This window comes from Acinetobacter sp. YH12156, assembly GCF_013418235.1.
Lineage (GTDB): Bacteria > Pseudomonadota > Gammaproteobacteria > Pseudomonadales > Moraxellaceae > Acinetobacter > Acinetobacter pseudolwoffii.
The window spans coordinates 286026-303296 of sequence record NZ_VPCL01000001.1 but is presented as its reverse complement, the minus strand read 5'-3'; the positions used below and the strand labels follow the sequence as shown (position 1 = coordinate 303296).

The following is a 17271-nucleotide window of genomic DNA, read 5'->3' as shown; positions in this document are numbered from 1 at the left end:
AGATAAAAACCGCTCCTATACTGCAACAATCAAGCACTGTAATTTAACTTTGCAGAGGGACTATATAAATTAAACATATAAGTCCAGAAATTTACTCGATTTGCATTGTTTAATCTTGAGCATTTTTTAATCTATACAGTGGTTACATTACAAACAAAGGTATAAAAGATGAATAAGAATATTTTCCTCTCAACTGTTCTCTGTGGTTTATGCTTTGCACCATTTGCAGCATCAGCAAATGACAAGGTAGACACCACTTACAATGCACAAAAGTACCAACAGGTTTGTAAAGGCAAAACCCAAGGTGCACAAGTCAGCTTTGCTCATCGGGGCATTATCTGGAATGGAACCTGTGAACCGCAGTTTTTCGCCTCATCCAAGAATGCGTCAATTAAAGGTGATGAAGCAGAGCTGATGAGTACCTGTAGTGGCAACAGTAGCGCGACCAGTGCAACTATTAATGGCACGGAGGTCAAAGGTAAATGTGCATTAGGCTTTGTACCACCACGTCCTCAGGGACAATCTCAGATGCAGAACCAGCCAATGCAACCACAGATGAGCCAGCCGCAGATGCAAAACCAACCTATGCAAACACCGATGAATGATCAGAATCCGTCTGCTTCACCAATGCAAACTCAGCCAGGCATGTAAGCTGTCATAGCTCTAAATAGCTTACATTTCAAGTAAAAGCTTTGACGGGCAAAGTGAATACATTTTGCCCGTTTTATATTGCTTATTTATTCAGCTCCGCTACACTTAAAATCTATCTAAAAATCAATAATAAAAAGGATTTTTCATGGATTCGGGGTTTTTTAACTTTTTTTTGCCTATTACATTGGCAATCATGATGATGGGGCTGGGACTCGAATTAAAAATCAAGGATTTCCTGCGCTTAAGCCGCTATCCTAAAGTCATTTTTATTGCCCTATTTACACAGCTCGTGCTGTTGACCAGTATTGCTTTCTTTATTTGCCTGATTCTGGACTTAGCTCCTTTACTCGCAGTAGGTTTAATGCTTCTGGCCGCTTCACCAGGAGGCCCAACCGCCAATCTGTTTAGCTATCTGTATAAAGGCGATGTCGCGCTGAATATCACCCTGACCGCCATCAATACCATTATTTCTATTTTCACCCTGCCCTTTATTATCAATCTGTCATTACAATATTTTATGAGTCACGACTCGACTGTGACATTTCCAGTTGAAAAAATGATACAGGTCTTTTTAATTACCCTGATCCCCGTGATCATCGGGATGCTGCTTCGGGCCAAATTTCCACGCTTATCCATTACCGTCAGCAAATCGATGCGCTTCGTTTCAATTAGTTTTTTAAGCATACTCTTGATATTTGCCGTTTTTAGAGATCGTTTTAATCTCTTTGAATATTTTTCCAGTATTGGTTTAGCCACTGTGATTTTATGTTTTTCCAGCCTGTTTATTGGTTATTGCATTCCGCTACTGATGGGTATTCCAGAAAAAATGGCACGGGCCTGTACCTTTGAAATCGGCATTCATAATACGGCGATTGCGATCACCATTGCGATTTCGGTCTTAGGCGATGTCACTATGGCAATTCCGGCCGGCATTTACACCATTGTCATGTATAGTTTTGCGACTATTTTCGGGGTAATGATGAGTCGCCAATATATCGGTTATCGCCATAAAAATCGTTTATCGGATTTGTAATTTATTTGGCTGAGTCTGCGATAAAGCTGTATGCTTTTCCCAAGAAAAGCAAAAGTATTAAAATAATTTTTAACAAGGAGCATGACAGATGGATTCTGGCATTATTACGATTTTACTGCCGCTTGCGCTCGCGATTATTATGGTGGGTTTAGGTCTCGAACTTACCCTCAAAGATTTCGCCCGGGTCACCCAACATCCTAAAGCTGTTTTAGTCGCATTATTTTGCCAACTGGTCTTATTGGTCGGTATTGCATTTATCCTGTGTAAAGTTTTGGCCCTGCCTCCACTTCTTGCCGTGGGTCTGATGCTGTTAGCTGCCTCACCTGGCGGCAGTACGGCCAATCTGTTTAGCTATCTTTTCAAAGGTGATCTGGCACTCAACATCACCCTGACTGCAATTAATTCAGTGATTGCAGCCTTAACTTTACCGTTGATTGTTAATTTTTCGATTATGCATTTCATGCAGGACAGCCAGCAGATCACACTCCAGCTTGGTAAAATTTTTCAGGTGTTTGGCATCATTATTATTCCTGTCGCGATTGGTATGCTGATTCGACATCATGCACCACGCCTGACTGAAAAACTGAATAGACCGCTGCGCATTTTTGCAGTCATATTCTTGATTCTGATTATTGTCGGGGCCATCTATAGTGAACGCACCAATATTGCCGAATATCTGACTCAGGTCGGTGTCGCCACGGCATTGTTCTGTATTTTCAGCCTGACCATCGGCTATTTTGTCCCCCGCTTAATGAATATAGATACCGCTCAGGCACGGGCCAGTGCCTTTGAAATCGGCATTCACAACAGCACATTAGCCATGACCATTGCCCTGACCGTGATGTCCAGCACTGCTGTGGCCATGCCTGCCGCGGTTTATTCAATCTTCATGTATATTTTTGCTGCCATTTTTGGTCTACTGCTTAACCGCTTTGCACCATTAGACAGAACACCTCTTCTCTCTAAGGTTTCATAAGTCTTTATAGAGCTTTATACAGGGTGCTTCGGCATCCTTTTTATTTTGGGTATGCATCAAGAAGATAGCAGCGTTGTGTCTGAACTTCCGTTACAATAGCTTTTTGAAAAATGTATAAAGGTTATTTCTGTGAAGTGGTTACAAATTCATATTACGGTTGAACAAGCTCAGGTCGATTATACTGAGACATTACTCAGCTCACTAGGCGCAGTGAGTGTGACCCTGGATGATGCTGAAAACCAGGATTTGCTGGAACCACTTCCAGGCGAAACACCACTCTGGAATAAAGTGATTGTGACTGGTATTTATGCACAGGAAGAAGGCGAAGAAATTGACGTTGCTGCACTAGAAACCTTTATTGGTGCGCAAATGCCAGAAGCGCCGATCAAGTACGAATTCATTGAAGATCAGGCTTGGGAACGCACCTGGATGGATGCGTATGAGCCAATCCAGATTGCTGAAAAATACTGGATTGTACCGGAATGGATGCAAGCACCTGAAGCCGATGCAGTCAATATCAAGCTTGATCCGGGTCTGGCATTCGGTACAGGGAACCACGCCTCTACATTCTTGTGCTTACAATGGCTCGGCAAAATTGACGTTAAAGACAAAATCGTCATCGATTATGGCTGTGGTTCAGGCATTCTCGCGGTAGCTGCCCTGCTCTTAGGTGCTAAAAAAGCATATGCCACTGATATTGACCCACAAGCAGTTCTGGCCACCCAGCAAAATGCTGAACTGAATGGCGTACTGGACAAACTTTATGTCGGCCTGCCAGAAGAATTTAGAGATGAACTCGGCACTAGCAAAGCTGACGTATTTGTTGCCAATATTTTGGCTGCGCCACTAATGATGCTGGCTCCTGAGTTCGCAACTTTAATTAAATCTGAGGGACAGTTCGCACTTGCCGGAGTTATCGAAGAGCAAGTTGCTGATGTTACTAGCATTTACTCAAATTATTTTGATATATTAGAAGTAGAAAAACGAGACGAGCACTGGTGCCGTATCTCGGGTAAACGCCATAAGAATGAATGAGTCTACAAATAGTTTATGAGTGACAAACGAACCCATTGCCCTACCTGTTCCACCACCTACAAGGTCACAGTTGCTCAACTCACCATTGCGCAGGGTATGGTTTGCTGTCCCAAATGTACCACTTCATTTAATGCCTTATCGCATCTGGTGGCCGAAGCCCAAAACTCGGTCACTACCTCAGCGTCTCAGGATCAAACCTATTCTCGATATAACCCACCTGTATATGGTCGCGATCAACAGCAAAATACGCACAGTCTTTTATATATTTTCGATCAGAAAGTTGAACATTCAAATATCGATCTGGAAACCTATTTAAACAATCTGAACTATTTCAGTACCGAACCTATCTCGGTACTGCCGAGCATGAACTGGGAAGATCAGGCAGAAAAACAGATATACCGTGGGCCAATGTATTATATTGGCTGGAGCATCTTGAACCTGATGCTATTTGGCGTATTGCTGTTCCAGTTTTTCTGGTTTAATCCGCAATACATCAAAAATAGTCATATCATGAGTCTGGCCTTTAACAATGTATGCGAGGTGTTTAATTGTTCCAATCTGGAAAAATACTACACGCTGATTCAGGTCAATAAAGTCAAGATCAAGGCAACCAGTCACAAGAAAACTGAATTTAGCGGTGAGCTGATCAACTTCCATGACCGTAGCCTGGCTTTACCGATTTTAAAAATCAATCTGGAACAGCGCGGTGAAGTTGTTGCGACTTATAACCTGTCTGCCAAAGAGTATCTGATTGAAAGTCTGGTCAATATTGAACGTATCCCGAAAAACAGTCCATTTAAATTCAAATTTGAGCTTCCTGTCGATCGTAAAAGCTTTGATCGCTATAGTTTGGAAATAATTCGCCCTTAATCTGAATAGAAAGCATTAAAAAATTAAAAAAAGTTAAAAAAATGCAGTTTTCTTGCTCACTTTTGCTTAGACAATGGTATGATACGCGCCACGAAAGCTATGTGCTGCAACTCCTCGCTACTTTTTCACAACAAATACAGTCTTGCCTAATGCGCTATAAAATTTATTGCGTATCGTGCAGATTTTTTTGTTTTGATTTTGGTCAGTAACAAAACTTTAACTATTGTTACGCTTATTTTTCGACCAAAACGTTGAGATGTGTCAAGCTATTGGCTCAATGCAATGATTAAGTTTTAGAACTCCAGTTTTAGGATCTAAAGCGGAGTTCATTTCAATTTTAGACCACTTTTTATATCGCTTTACCCAAGCGATATTTGTTTTTCGGATTAATTCGCATGAATAGCAAATCTCCTATTTTTACTGCACAATCTGATGTTGCTTTACGTATCCACGTAGATCGCGCAGTTCGCCATTATTTTGCGCAACTACAGGGCGAGCAACCATCTCAGGTATACGACATGGTGCTAGCAGAAATGGAGAAACCTCTTCTATCTGTAGTTCTAGAATATACACGTGGTAACCAAACACGTGCTGCCGAGATTCTCGGACTCAACCGTGGTACTTTACGTAAAAAGTTAAAAGCTCACGGTTTAATGAGTGAATAAATGATAAAATGCTTGCGGCTTCCGCAGGCATTTTTTTTAACCTGTAAATTGCTGATTTTGTTTTATTCTGTTCCTTGAAAACTGTGACGAAGATCATGACTATTAAACGCGCTTTAATCTCTGTGTCTGACAAGACTGGTATTGTTGAATTTGCACAAGAACTTGCTGCTCTAGGGGTAGAAATTTTATCTACAGGTGGTACCTACAAATTGTTGAAAGACAATAGTGTCGCTGTAGTAGAAGTTTCAGAGCATACTGGTTTCCCAGAGATGATGGACGGCCGTGTAAAAACGCTACATCCTAAAATTCATGGTGGTATTCTGGCTCGTCGTGGTCTAGACGAAGCTGTGATGGCTGAACACAACATTGATGCTATTGATTTAGTCGTTGTAAACCTCTATCCATTTGCTGCAACTGTAGCAAAACCAAACTGTTCACTGGCTGATGCGATCGAAAACATCGACATTGGTGGCCCTACCATGGTTCGCGCTGCGGCAAAAAACCATGCATCTGTAGGCATCGTGGTAAATGCTTCTGACTATGCCACTGTTGTAGCTGAGCTTAAAGCTGAAGGCGCTTTATCGCATGCGATTCGTTTCGACCTTGCAGTAAAAGCATTTGAACATACTGCACAATATGACGGCATGATCGCATCTTACCTTGGCGCTCGCGTAGGCAAACAAGAAGGTGAAGCGGACAAGTTTGCACGTACCTTCAATACACAATTGAACAAAGCTCAAGATCTTCGTTACGGTGAAAACCCGCACCAGTCTGCTGCGTTCTACGTTGAAGACACAGCGACAGAAGCCTCAGTTTCAACTGCGAAACAGCTACAAGGTAAAGAACTCTCTTATAACAACATTGCAGACACAGACGCTGCACTTGAATGTGTTAAATCTTTTGCGAAACCTGCTTGTGTAATCGTTAAGCACGCAAACCCATGTGGCGTTGCAGTGTCTTTAGACGGCATTCAAGCGGCTTATGACCTTGCGTATGCAACAGATCCCGAATCTGCATTTGGCGGCATCATTGCATTCAACCGTGAATTAGACGTTGCAACTGCACAAGCGATTGTTGAGCGTCAATTCGTTGAAGTGATCATTGCACCAAGTATTGCTGATGGCGTACTTGAAGTGACTGGTGCGAAGAAAAACGTACGTGTTTTAGTTTGCGGTGAACTTCCAGCAATCGATGCACGTCAATCGCAACTTGATTACAAACGCGTGAATGGCGGCTTGTTAGTACAAGATCAAGACTTGGGCATGATTACTAAAGCTGATCTTAAAGTGGTGACCAAGCGCGCTCCGACTGAACAAGAAATCGATGACATGATCTTTGCCTGGAAAGTCGCAAAATACGTGAAATCTAATGCGATTGTTTATGCGAAAAACCGTCAAACCATTGGTGTTGGCGCAGGTCAAATGAGCCGTGTTAACTCTGCTCGTATTGCTGCAATTAAAGCTGAACATGCTGGCTTGGTGGTTGAGGGTGCTGTCATGGCGTCTGACGCATTCTTCCCATTCCGTGATGGTATTGATAACGCCGCTAAAGCGGGTATCAAATGCATTATCCAGCCGGGTGGTTCTATGCGTGACGAAGAAACCATTGCGGCTGCTGACGAAGCAGGTATTGCGATGGTGTTCACTGGCATGCGTCATTTCCGTCACTAATTGATTCAAAGTCGTATTTATTAATCCCCCTAAATCCCCCTTTGTAAAAAGGGGGACTTTTCACAAATAAAGGGACATTTTTATTCGTGAAGCCCTTCTTTTTTACAGGGTGAGAAGCATGGCTTCGCAAGGTGGGATTCTATTCTTTTGAGGGATTTTTAGATGAATATTTTAGTTTTGGGTAATGGCGGTCGTGAACATGCATTGGCATGGAAAATCGCCCAAGATGATAAAGTTGCTAAAGTCTTTGTTGCTCCGGGCAATGCAGGTACAGCCACTGAAAATAAATGTGAAAACGTAAATTTAAGCATTTTAGACAATGCTGCGATTATCGATTTCGCAAAAAACAATGCAGTTGAGCTTGTCATTGTCGGCCCAGAAGCTCCATTGGTAAACGGTGTCGTTGATGCTTGCCGTGAGGCGGGTGTGAAAATTTGGGGTCCAACTCAATTTGCTGCGCAGCTTGAAGGCTCTAAAGCTTTCGCGAAACATTTCTTAAAACGCCACAACATTCCAACTGCGTTTTACGATGTATTTACAGAAGTAGATGCTGCGAAAGCATTTGTTGAAAAAAATGGTGCGCCGATCGTCATTAAGGCCGACGGTCTTGCTGCGGGCAAAGGTGTGATCGTTGCCATGACCAATCAAGAAGCATTTGATGCGATCGATGACATGCTTGCAGGCAACAAATTTGGCGATGCAGGTTCTCGCGTTGTAATTGAAGAATTCCTTGCAGGCGAAGAAGCATCTTTCATTTGTATGATTGATGGCGACAACATCTTACCTATGGCGACTTCACAAGATCACAAACGTATCTTTGAAGGCGACCAAGGTCCAAACACGGGTGGTATGGGTGCTTACTCGCCTGCGCCTGTTGTGACTGCGGATGTATTTGAAAAAACCATGAATGAAGTGATGCGTCCTACCGTTGAAGGTATGAAAAAAGACGGTCACGTTTATACTGGTTTCTTGTACGCTGGCTTGATGATTGATGAACAAGGTCAACCGAAAGTGATCGAGTTCAACTGTCGTTTTGGCGACCCTGAAACTCAACCCATCATGATGCGTTTAAAATCATCTTTAGTGGATTTGGTTCAAGCAGGCTTAGACGGTAATTTACCGAAAGAAGCTGAATGGGATGAGCGCAAGACTGTCGGTATCGTACTGGCATCAAAAGGCTACCCAGAAACATCAAGCAATGGTGATGTGATTTCTGGTTTAGACACTGAAATGACTGATGCAAAAGTTTTCCATGCCGGTACGAAAGCCAATGAAAATGGCGAGATTGTGACTGCGGGTGGTCGTGTACTTTGCGTAACTGCGCTTGGTAATACGATTGGTGAAGCACAAGCCAAAGCTTTGGAACTTTGCAAAAAAGTGACATTCGACGGCGTTCAATATCGTAAAGATATCGGTTACCGTGCCATTGCACGTGAAAATGCTTAATTTTTTTTCGTAAAGATATTAAGTTAAAAAACCCCGATTCATTCGGGGTTTTTTGATATATTCAATTAGATATAAAACAAACACTTCCTGAAAAATGATAACTAATTTATTTAATCGACCATCTGAAGAAATACAATATTTAGGTACTCCATATACTCAAGATTGCATTGAAGCAATTGCTTTGGTCATACAGATCGAAGACCAATTAGAACGTGCGCTTGTTTTAACGTATGAACATAGTCACTGTTTTTTAATTAAAGGATATAGAAATATCTATCTAATTAGATTCGGATTCCGATCAGACTATATTTCAGAAGGCTATAAAGGTTTTGTAAAAGCATTAAATCTTTTACAGCGACATGAAGTTGAAATTAAAGAATTAATTATTACACCTAAAGAATTTGAAATTATAAATAAAAACTCTCTAAGTGATAGTAATATAGATTGCTTTTTAAACAACCCTAGGAGCCGAACTAACACTATTTATGAATACATTAGCAATTTAAATTTTATGCTTAAAGAACCACTAAGAATAGATGGATATTATCCTAATGAATTACCACTTAATTTAATTGATGAAAGAGTCTTGGATTTGGCTTTAAAATTCAGAGATGATGCAGACGCATCAATAATGAAAGCCTATACTCGATTAGAAGACATTATTCGTAAAAAAATAAATTCACACAAATTTTCCGCCTCTCTTATGGAGGATGCATTTTGTTCAGATTTAAAGAAAAATAGATTATCTCCTTTTAAATGGGACTCAGAAAATGAGGAATCATCTACCGCGATAGGAAGACTATTTGTAAATACATTTAAAGCTTATCGCAATCAACGAGCTCACAGCGAAGTAAATAAATCTACATCTCAACTTCAAAGAGAGTTTTTATTAATTAATGAGCTTTATTTATTAGAAAGTGAAACCATTAAAAGATGACGAAGAATTAATATGAAAAAAATCATTGAAACCCCTCGCCTCATCCTCCGCCAATGGCAAGACTCCGACACTGCACCCTTTATCCAAATGTGTGCAGACGACAATGTCATGCGTTATTTCCTCAAAAAACTAAATGCAGAGGAAACTACCGCTTTTATGCAGCGCTTAAAAGACGCAATTGAAACGCGTGGCTGGGGACTCTTTGCCGTAGAACTCAAAGACACGGGCGAATTCATGGGATTTATTGGCTTACACGTGCATCCACCTGAATTTGAAATTGCCGATGCACCTGAAATTGGCTGGCGCTTGCTACCGCAATACTGGAATCAAGGCTATGCGACTGAAGGAGCCAAAGCGGTACTGAAATATGCCTTTAGGACCCTACGCCTAGAGAAAGTCATTTCTTTTACTGCATGCGTCAATACGCCATCAGAACGTGTCATGCAAAACATTGGCTTAGAAAAAATAGGAGAGTTTGATCATCCGCTTGTACCTGCCGATCATAGTTTGTGTAGACACGTACTCTATGAAAAACAGCGTTCGGATTATCTCTATATTCCCTTCTGTTAAAACAAGCTTACAGTATCATGACCTGAGAAAACCAAGATCAGATACTGACTCGCTTAAGTTAATATAAAGGAAAGATTCATCTCTTTAATGATAGAATTTTCTTCATTTCCCAAAATCAGATATTTTTTTATATTTATCTATATGCATTTTTTATATTTCTATCTTACAAAATCTTATAAAGATCACTATTTAAACACACCCATTAAAACTATATTTTCAATATAAATAATATATTGTTTTAATTAATATTTTCTTTAAAAGATCTTTTTTATATTCGACTAAAGAGATAAGCAAGGCTTTTCTATCCAGTATATTGAATATAGATTTATTGCTATGATATCTGCAACTTCAGAGTACCTAAACCTTGCCATGTCCTTATAAAATATCTATTTTCTCTCTCCAAAATAGATCAAGTACATCAGGTTTGGGCCGCCTCTGACTTGATCAAGTTCATCAGAACTGTTGCTGCACGCTTGCATCTTCTGAATTCAAGCCATCTTCAGCAATGATCAAGCCACCTACTTAGATCGTAATAAAACTCTTATTTAACACGATTTAAAAATGCTTATACTCTAGGCAACAATAGAATTAGGACAATTTCATGAAAAAGTTACTTGGCGTTATCTTGAGTGCCTCTGTATTGACTTTAACTGGGTGTGGTAAACAGGAAGCGCCTGCCAATGATGCAGCGCAAAGCAAAGATGCAAATGGTCTTCAGACTGTAACTATGGCTTCGACCGGTTCAGATGCAGAAGTATGGCGTTATATCGCGACACTGCCTGAAACCAAAGCAGCCGGCATCAAACTTGATGTGAAAAATTTCACTGACTACGTGTCAATGAACACGGCAGTAGCCAACAAAGAAATTGATGTGAATGCATTCCAGTCATATGCCTATATGGTTGCGTATAACGATGCCAATACAGCAAAAATTGCACCATTGTCTACCACCTATTTAGAACCAATGGGAATTTACTCAAGCAAAGTAAAATCTTTGAATGAGTTTAAAACAGGTGCAACCATTGCCATTCCAAACGACGGTGCAAATGAATCACGCGCGTTATTACTTTTACAATCGGCAGGTCTGGTCAAATTAAAAGCTGGCTTTGACAATGTAAAAGGCACAACAGCTGATGTGGCTGAAAATGCAAAACAAATCGTGATTAAGCCTATTCAAATGGCAACTGCAGTACGTGTAAAAGATGAAGTTGATGCAATTGTGCTAGGCAATACGCTGGCAATGGAAGGCGGTTTAAACGTATTAAAAGATGCGGTTTACTATGAGCCAATTGATCAAAGCACAAAAATGAATGTAAACGTATTAGCGGTTGCAGCAGATCGTCAAACGGATCCTGTACTGCAAAAAGTAGGTGCCTTGTATCATACGCCAGCAGTTCAAGCGTATGTCGATGAAAATTTTGGTGGCACTAAAGTTGCAGTAAACAAGCCGGTGACGTATTTAACTGAATCAAAATAGTACTATAATAGTCTTTTAGAACAGGCAAGGACGATTTCTTGCCTGTTTTTTTATCCGTGATGCAGTTTTTGACACTATGATTGAATTTAAAGATATTTCAAAACAGTATGAGCTTAAGGGTCAAACCTTGCATGCCTTGAATCAGATTAATCTATCGATTCCAACCGGCAGTATTTTTGGCATCATCGGTTATAGTGGTGCCGGTAAAAGTACCCTCATCCGTCTGATTAATTTACTTGAGCGTCCAAGCTCAGGTCAGATTATCATTAATGGAACAGATTTTACCGCACTCGATGCCAAAACATTGCGTCAAGAACGTGCCAATATCGGCATGATTTTCCAGCATTTTAATTTAATGCAAACCAAAACCGTGGCGGCCAATATCGAAATGCCTATGAAGCTTCTGGGCTGGAGCAAGGCTGAACGGGAAAAACGCCTCGAAGAATTATTAGATTTTATTGACCTGAAACATAAACGGCAGGCTTTTCCGGATGAATTGTCTGGTGGTCAAAAACAGCGCGTCGGGATTGCCCGTGCCCTTGCCAACCATCCCAAGATTTTACTTTGTGATGAAGCGACTTCGGCACTCGATCCACAAACCACCAAATCAGTTCTGCAATTACTCAAAAAAATCAATCAAGAGCAAGGTATTACCATTGTCATGGTCACTCATGAAATGGATGTAATTGAAACCGTCTGTGATTATGTCGCTGTGATGGAAAAAGGTGATGTGATTGAAACCGGCAGCACGCTACAGATCTTCAGTCAGCCGCAACACCCGACCACCAAAAATTTTATTCAAACCGTGCTTCAGCAACATTTGCCGGTCAATATTCTGAATAATCTGGAAAACCAGAATCATCACAGTATTTATTGTTTAAAATTCCTTGGTAGCTCGGCACAGGAAACGGTGATTCAGGCCGTGATTAAACAGTTTGATATCAGTTTAAATATCCTGTTTGCCAACATGACCGAAATTAATGGTTCGGTGATTGGTCAGATGTTTATTCAGCTCCTGGGTGATTCCGCAGAGATTAGCGCTGCAGTGCAATATCTGAAAGATAACGGCGTACAGGTAGATCAAGCAGGAGTACAGGCATGAGAGATTTAATTGTACAGTGGCTGACGACAATTACTGCGCCGTTCTGGAAAAGCTCGCTGTCGATGGATCAATTTGTGACAGCGCTGCAAGAAACCTTTCATATGGTGTTCTTCGCAATGCTGTTTGGCTGTATCTGGGGTTTTATTCAGGCAATTACTTTAGTGGTGACGCGTCCTAACGGCATCTTGCAAAATCGTGTGATTTATCACGGTCTCAATCCGATTGTCAATGCGCTACGTTCACTACCATTTATTATTCTACTGATTGCCGTTATTCCGCTGACCAAGTTTTTGGTCGGCACTTCAATTGGTACTTGGGCCGCAATTGTACCACTGACTATTTATGTCGGCCCTTATATTGGTCGCTTGGTTGAAACCTCATTACTGGAAGTGAATGAAGGCATTATTGAATCTGCGCAAGCGATGGGTGCAACCCCAATGCAGATTATCTTCAAGTTTGTCTTACCTGAAGCACGTAGTTCACTGATTCTGAACCTGACCACTGCCACCATCAGCTTGATTGGTGCAACAGCAATGGCGGGTGCTGTCGGTGCCGGCGGTATCGGTGATCTGGCCATTTCTTACGGTTATCAGCGTTTCGATACCTCTGTGGTGATCATGACGGTGATTGTGTTATTGATTTTGGTACAGATTGTACAAAGTCTGGGGGACTGGTTGTCCCGACTTCGTTAATCTAGTTTTTATTGTTTTTAATACTTACGAACCCTTTCTCATTATTTCAAAGTAAAGTCCTGCAACTATTTGATACGTGCCATGGCGACAGGAAGTCGCCCGTTGATCTGTGGTACTGGGATGTACCATCAGATCAACAAAGGGGTTTTGTTACTTTTGCCCCGTCAAAAGTAAGGCACAAATATTACAAAGTTAAAATTGAAGTAAAAATAACGAAATTCTATTTTTCAAATAATGTCATGAATAAACTTACTAATATTTAAAATTCTTCTTTTACTTTTGAAAGCACTGCTATGCAAGGTAACAAAAATCTTCTGTTGGCTTGATGATACTTCCTTGTGCCACAGATCAACTGGCGACATCCATGTCGCTAGTCAGAAATTCAATTTCGGTTAACAATCCCATCTCGTTATAGATATAGACAAAGCCCCAAATCAACATTTAATTAAAATCTAAAAGTTAGCCATTTCCCCTCATTTTCAAACTGAAACAATAAATCCCATGTTAAACTATTCAATGGTTTTAGCAGGGACTCATCTATGCACTTTGTTCATCTTGGTATTCATACAGAATTTTCGATTACTGAATCCATCGTACGGATACCTGACCTGGTCAAAGCTGCCGAAAAAGAGCAGATGCCTGCCCTCGCGCTGACGGATCTGTCTAACCTGCATGCCGCAGTCAAGTTCTATGGCAAATGCTTAGGCAAAGGCATCAAGCCGATCCTCGGTTCTGAAATTCGCCTGAATGATGCCGAACATCGTATGACCTTATTGGCGATGACCAATAAAGGCTGGCGTAACCTGACTGAACTGGTGTCTGAAGGCTTTATCAGTGGTCAGCAATTAGACATTCCCTGCGTACAAAAACAATGGATTTTAAACCAGTCCGAGGACATGATTGCCCTGCTCGGCATGCATTCCGATGTCGGCAAGATGCTGATGAGTTCAAATCCGCAAAAAGCTGAACCCTTGCTGGAAGAATGGGTCGAAAAATTCGGCAATCGCGTTTATATCGCCCTGACCCGCACCAACCGTCCGGATGAAGATGACTTCATTCTGGAAGCAGTGAAACTGGCCAAAAAATATAATATCGGTGTAGTGGCACATAACGACGTGCACTTCATGACCCGCAATGATTATGAAGCCCACGAAGCCCGGGTGTGTATCGCCGATGGTTATGTACTGGGGGATAACCGCCGCCCTAAAACCTATTCACCTGAACAATATTTTAAATCTGCAGAGGAAATGGCAGAGCTGTTCTCGGATATTCCCTCTGCGATTGAGAACACTTACCACATTGCCAAACGCTGTAATGTCACATTGCGACTGGGTCAATACTTTCTGCCGGATTATCCGATTCCTGAAGGTCATACCATTGATACTTTCTTTGCACACTTGTCCAAAGAAGGTCTGGAAGAACGTCTGAATTTCCTGTATCCACCTGAACAGCGTGATGAACACTGGCCAGAAGTTCGCAAGCCTTATGATGAGCGTATCGAATACGAGATTAATATCATTAACTCGATGGGATTCCCGGGCTACTTCCTGATCGTCATGGACTTCATTCAGTGGTCGAAAAGTAACGGCGTCCCGGTAGGTCCGGGCCGTGGTTCGGGTGCAGGCTCACTGGTGGCTTATAGCTTAAAAATCACCGATCTTGATCCGCTACGTTATGAATTACTCTTCGAACGTTTCTTGAACCCGGAACGTGTGTCGATGCCCGATTTCGACGTCGATTTCTGTATCGCAGGTCGTGACCGCGTGATTGACTATGTGGCGCGTACTTATGGGCGTGATGCAGTTTCGCAAATTGCCACCTTCGGTACCATGGCGGCCAAAGGTGCGATTCGTGATGTGGCGCGTGTCTTGGGTAAATCTTATGGCTTGGCGGATCGTATCTCGAAAATGATTCCGACCAAGCCTTTAGGTCTAAGCCTGCTTGAGTCACTAGAAGCTGAACCCCAGCTTAAAGATATCGTCACCAATCCATCCAATCCAGATAATGATGATGCGGCTGAAATCTGGGAAATGGCACTAAAACTGGAAGGTATTACCCGAAATACCGGTAAACATGCCGGTGGTGTGGTCATCTCGCCAACCAAAATTACCGATTTCTCTGCCGTCATGTGTGAGGCTGATGGTACTTCACGCGTGGCACAGTTCGATAAAGATGATGTTGAATCTACTGGTCTGGTAAAGTTTGACTTCTTGGGTCTGCGTAACCTGACCGTAATTGAAGATGCAGTTAAAAATATTAATAAACGCATCAAATCTGACAAGCCTCTAGACATTGCCTATATCCCGCTTGAAGATAAAGACGCGTATCTGGTCTTTGCCAATGCCAACACCACCGCGGTATTCCAGTTTGAATCCGTGGGCATGAAGAAGATGCTGAAAGAGGCACGCCCAAGCAAATTTGAAGAAATTATTGCCTTCGTGTCGCTGTACCGTCCGGGCCCGATGGATCTGATTCCTGACTTTATCCACCGGATGCATGGAGGCGATTTTGAATATCTGCATCCCTTGCTTGAAGGCGTACTAGAACCCACCTACGGGATTATGGTCTATCAGGAACAGGTCATGCAGGCTGCACAGTACTGTGCCGGCTATACCCTCGGTGGCGCGGACTTGTTACGTCGTGCCATGGGTAAGAAAAAACCGGAAGAGATGGTCAAACAGCGCCAGATCTTTATTGAAGGTGCATCGAAAAAAGACATTGATGAAGCCACTGCCAACCATATTTTCGACTATATGGAAAAGTTTGCCGGCTATGGCTTTAACAAATCACATGCTGCGGCCTATGCTTTGGTTGCCTATCAGACTGCATGGCTAAAAGCGCATTATCCGGCGGAATTCCTGTCTGCGGTGTTGACCTCGGAGATGCAGAACACCGACAACGTGGTATTCCTGATTGATGACTGTCGCAAGAATAACCTGGAAGTTTTACCACCTTCCGTGAATATGTCGCTGTATCAGTTCCATGCCACGGATGAACAAACCATTGTCTATGGTCTGGGTGCGATTAAAGGTGTCGGTGAAGCTGCGATGCAATCAGTGATTGACGCGCGTACACAAGAAGGTCCTTTCCGTGACCTGTTTGATTTCTGTCATCGTATTGACCTGAAAAAAATCAATAAACGTACCCTGGAAGCATTGATTCGCTCCGGTGCGCTGGATTGTTTAGGCATTGATCGTGCCGACCTGATGACACAACTGCCTGAAGCGGTGCAAGCTGCGGAACAGGCGCGCTCCAACCGTGAAACCGGCATCATGGACCTGTTTGGTGAAGTGGAAGAAGTTCAGCGCAAACCCTCTAAACCGGTCAAGCCATGGGCGGATGAAGTTCGCCTGAAAGGTGAGAAAGACACACTTGGTCTGTATTTAACCGGCCACCCGATTGATGTCTATCGCAATGAACTGAAATCCTTTGTACCTAGTCAGATCAATGAGCTGACGCCGACACGCCGTGGCGTGACCACCGTGTTTGCAGGACTGGTGGTGGATATTGCCAACTTCCCGAACCGGATGATGATGACTCTGGATGATGGTACGGCGCGTATTGAAATTTCAGCCAATCATGAACGTTTTAACCGCTTTAAAGAGATTATCCAGCTGGATAAAGTTGTGGTGATTGAAGGTGAAATTTATGAGCGTGAAGGTTTTGACCGCCCAATGGGACGTCTCACTAAAGCCTTTAGCCTGAATGAAATTCGCCAGAAGCGTGCCAACAGCATTAAAATCACCTTAACTACTGAGCATTTCAGTAAAAGTCTGAGTCGTGACTTGCAGCAGATTTTGACACCATATACCAATATCGACATGTCAGCGCATATTCCGGTAATTCTGTATTTAGACTATCCTTATGCTACGACTGAACTTCATCTGGGTCTCAACTGGAAAGTGGCGCCACTGGACGAACTCTTGGCTAAATTGCGTGATTATTTTGGTAAAGAAGCATTGCATATTGAATATCAGGTCAAGTCCAAAGCCGCCAAAGCTGTTTCTTATGAACAGGCCAAACCGGTCAATGTTCCACCGCCACCTGCTGGCATGAGCATGGACGATGCGCTGGAACTGTATCAGGCTGAATCCCAGCCACAATATTCATAAATCCTGATCTTTAAAACACCTTTAAATTGGAATCC

Annotated in this window: 14 protein-coding genes; all 14 read left to right on the top strand. The window is 42.3% G+C overall.

Annotated features, from left to right (window positions below):
• The first annotated feature begins 168 nt into the window (after positions 1–168).
• Complete coding sequence (locus tag FTU87_RS01570) at positions 169–651, top strand: hypothetical protein (protein ID WP_180096568.1); 483 nt, start codon at positions 169–171, stop codon at positions 649–651.
• A gap of 145 nt (positions 652–796) precedes the next feature.
• Positions 797–1684: a bile acid:sodium symporter family protein gene (locus tag FTU87_RS01565; protein WP_180096567.1), complete on the top strand. Its 888-nt coding sequence runs from the start codon at positions 797–799 to the stop codon at positions 1682–1684.
• A gap of 88 nt (positions 1685–1772) precedes the next feature.
• Entirely contained in the window at positions 1773–2660 is an 888-nt protein-coding gene (locus FTU87_RS01560) for a bile acid:sodium symporter family protein (RefSeq protein ID WP_180096566.1), read from the top strand.
• A 129-nt stretch (positions 2661–2789) separates the two neighbouring features.
• Positions 2790–3695, top strand: a complete 906-nt coding sequence (prmA, locus tag FTU87_RS01555) for a 50S ribosomal protein L11 methyltransferase (protein ID WP_100328706.1) — start codon at positions 2790–2792, stop codon at positions 3693–3695.
• A gap of 15 nt (positions 3696–3710) precedes the next feature.
• A complete protein-coding gene (locus FTU87_RS01550; protein ID WP_005171257.1) occupies positions 3711–4565 on the top strand; it encodes a DUF3426 domain-containing protein in 855 nt (284 codons plus the stop codon).
• A 395-nt stretch (positions 4566–4960) separates the two neighbouring features.
• Positions 4961–5230 (top strand): DNA-binding transcriptional regulator Fis, encoded by a 270-nt coding sequence (fis, locus tag FTU87_RS01545; protein ID WP_001086304.1) that lies wholly within the window; start codon positions 4961–4963, stop codon positions 5228–5230.
• Between the two features lie 95 nt (positions 5231–5325).
• Positions 5326–6900: a bifunctional phosphoribosylaminoimidazolecarboxamide formyltransferase/IMP cyclohydrolase gene (gene purH / locus FTU87_RS01540; protein WP_180096565.1), complete on the top strand. Its 1575-nt coding sequence runs from the start codon at positions 5326–5328 to the stop codon at positions 6898–6900.
• Positions 6901–7062: 162 nt separating this feature from the next.
• On the top strand, positions 7063–8346 hold the full coding sequence (purD, locus tag FTU87_RS01535) for a phosphoribosylamine--glycine ligase (RefSeq protein ID WP_180050266.1): 1284 nt from the start codon (positions 7063–7065) through the stop codon (positions 8344–8346).
• Positions 8347–8440: 94 nt separating this feature from the next.
• Entirely contained in the window at positions 8441–9283 is an 843-nt protein-coding gene (locus tag FTU87_RS01530; RefSeq protein ID WP_180096564.1) for a TIGR02391 family protein, read from the top strand.
• Positions 9284–9295: 12 nt separating this feature from the next.
• Positions 9296–9853, top strand: coding sequence for a GNAT family N-acetyltransferase (locus FTU87_RS01525; RefSeq protein ID WP_180096563.1), 558 nt, complete (start codon positions 9296–9298; stop codon positions 9851–9853).
• 601 nt (positions 9854–10454) lie between these two features.
• Positions 10455–11330 carry a MetQ/NlpA family ABC transporter substrate-binding protein gene (locus FTU87_RS01520; RefSeq protein ID WP_180096562.1) on the top strand — a complete coding sequence of 292 codons (876 nt, stop codon included), beginning with the start codon at positions 10455–10457 and terminating at the stop codon, positions 11328–11330.
• Between the two features lie 76 nt (positions 11331–11406).
• On the top strand, positions 11407–12432 hold the full coding sequence (locus FTU87_RS01515; RefSeq protein ID WP_005171261.1) for a methionine ABC transporter ATP-binding protein: 1026 nt from the start codon (positions 11407–11409) through the stop codon (positions 12430–12432).
• On the top strand, positions 12429–13124 hold the full coding sequence (locus FTU87_RS01510) for a methionine ABC transporter permease (RefSeq protein ID WP_005096687.1): 696 nt from the start codon (positions 12429–12431) through the stop codon (positions 13122–13124). The genes FTU87_RS01515 and FTU87_RS01510 overlap by 4 nt, the downstream gene beginning before the upstream one ends.
• Before the next feature lie 539 nt (positions 13125–13663).
• Positions 13664–17236 carry a DNA polymerase III subunit alpha gene (gene dnaE, locus FTU87_RS01505; RefSeq protein WP_180096561.1) on the top strand — a complete coding sequence of 1191 codons (3573 nt, stop codon included), beginning with the start codon at positions 13664–13666 and terminating at the stop codon, positions 17234–17236.
• Positions 17237–17271: the final 35 nt, after the last annotated feature.

Excerpts from the sequence above, each read along its gene's own strand:
- FTU87_RS01520 (WP_180096562.1), top strand. The coding sequence starts at position 10,455 with ATGAAAAAGTTACTTGGCGTTATCTTGAGTGCCTCTGTATTGACTTTA.
- FTU87_RS01565 (WP_180096567.1), top strand. The coding sequence starts at position 797 with ATGGATTCGGGGTTTTTTAACTTTTTTTTGCCTATTACATTGGCAATC.
- FTU87_RS01530 (WP_180096564.1), top strand. The coding sequence starts at position 8,441 with ATGATAACTAATTTATTTAATCGACCATCTGAAGAAATACAATATTTA.
- FTU87_RS01550 (WP_005171257.1), top strand. The coding sequence starts at position 3,711 with ATGAGTGACAAACGAACCCATTGCCCTACCTGTTCCACCACCTACAAG.
- FTU87_RS01570 (WP_180096568.1), top strand. The coding sequence starts at position 169 with ATGAATAAGAATATTTTCCTCTCAACTGTTCTCTGTGGTTTATGCTTT.
- FTU87_RS01525 (WP_180096563.1), top strand. The coding sequence starts at position 9,296 with ATGAAAAAAATCATTGAAACCCCTCGCCTCATCCTCCGCCAATGGCAA.
- FTU87_RS01510 (WP_005096687.1), top strand. The coding sequence starts at position 12,429 with ATGAGAGATTTAATTGTACAGTGGCTGACGACAATTACTGCGCCGTTC.
- fis (WP_001086304.1), top strand. The coding sequence starts at position 4,961 with ATGAATAGCAAATCTCCTATTTTTACTGCACAATCTGATGTTGCTTTA.
- dnaE (WP_180096561.1), top strand. The coding sequence starts at position 13,664 with ATGCACTTTGTTCATCTTGGTATTCATACAGAATTTTCGATTACTGAA.
- FTU87_RS01515 (WP_005171261.1), top strand. The coding sequence starts at position 11,407 with ATGATTGAATTTAAAGATATTTCAAAACAGTATGAGCTTAAGGGTCAA.
- FTU87_RS01560 (WP_180096566.1), top strand. The coding sequence starts at position 1,773 with ATGGATTCTGGCATTATTACGATTTTACTGCCGCTTGCGCTCGCGATT.
- purH (WP_180096565.1), top strand. The coding sequence starts at position 5,326 with ATGACTATTAAACGCGCTTTAATCTCTGTGTCTGACAAGACTGGTATT.
- purD (WP_180050266.1), top strand. The coding sequence starts at position 7,063 with ATGAATATTTTAGTTTTGGGTAATGGCGGTCGTGAACATGCATTGGCA.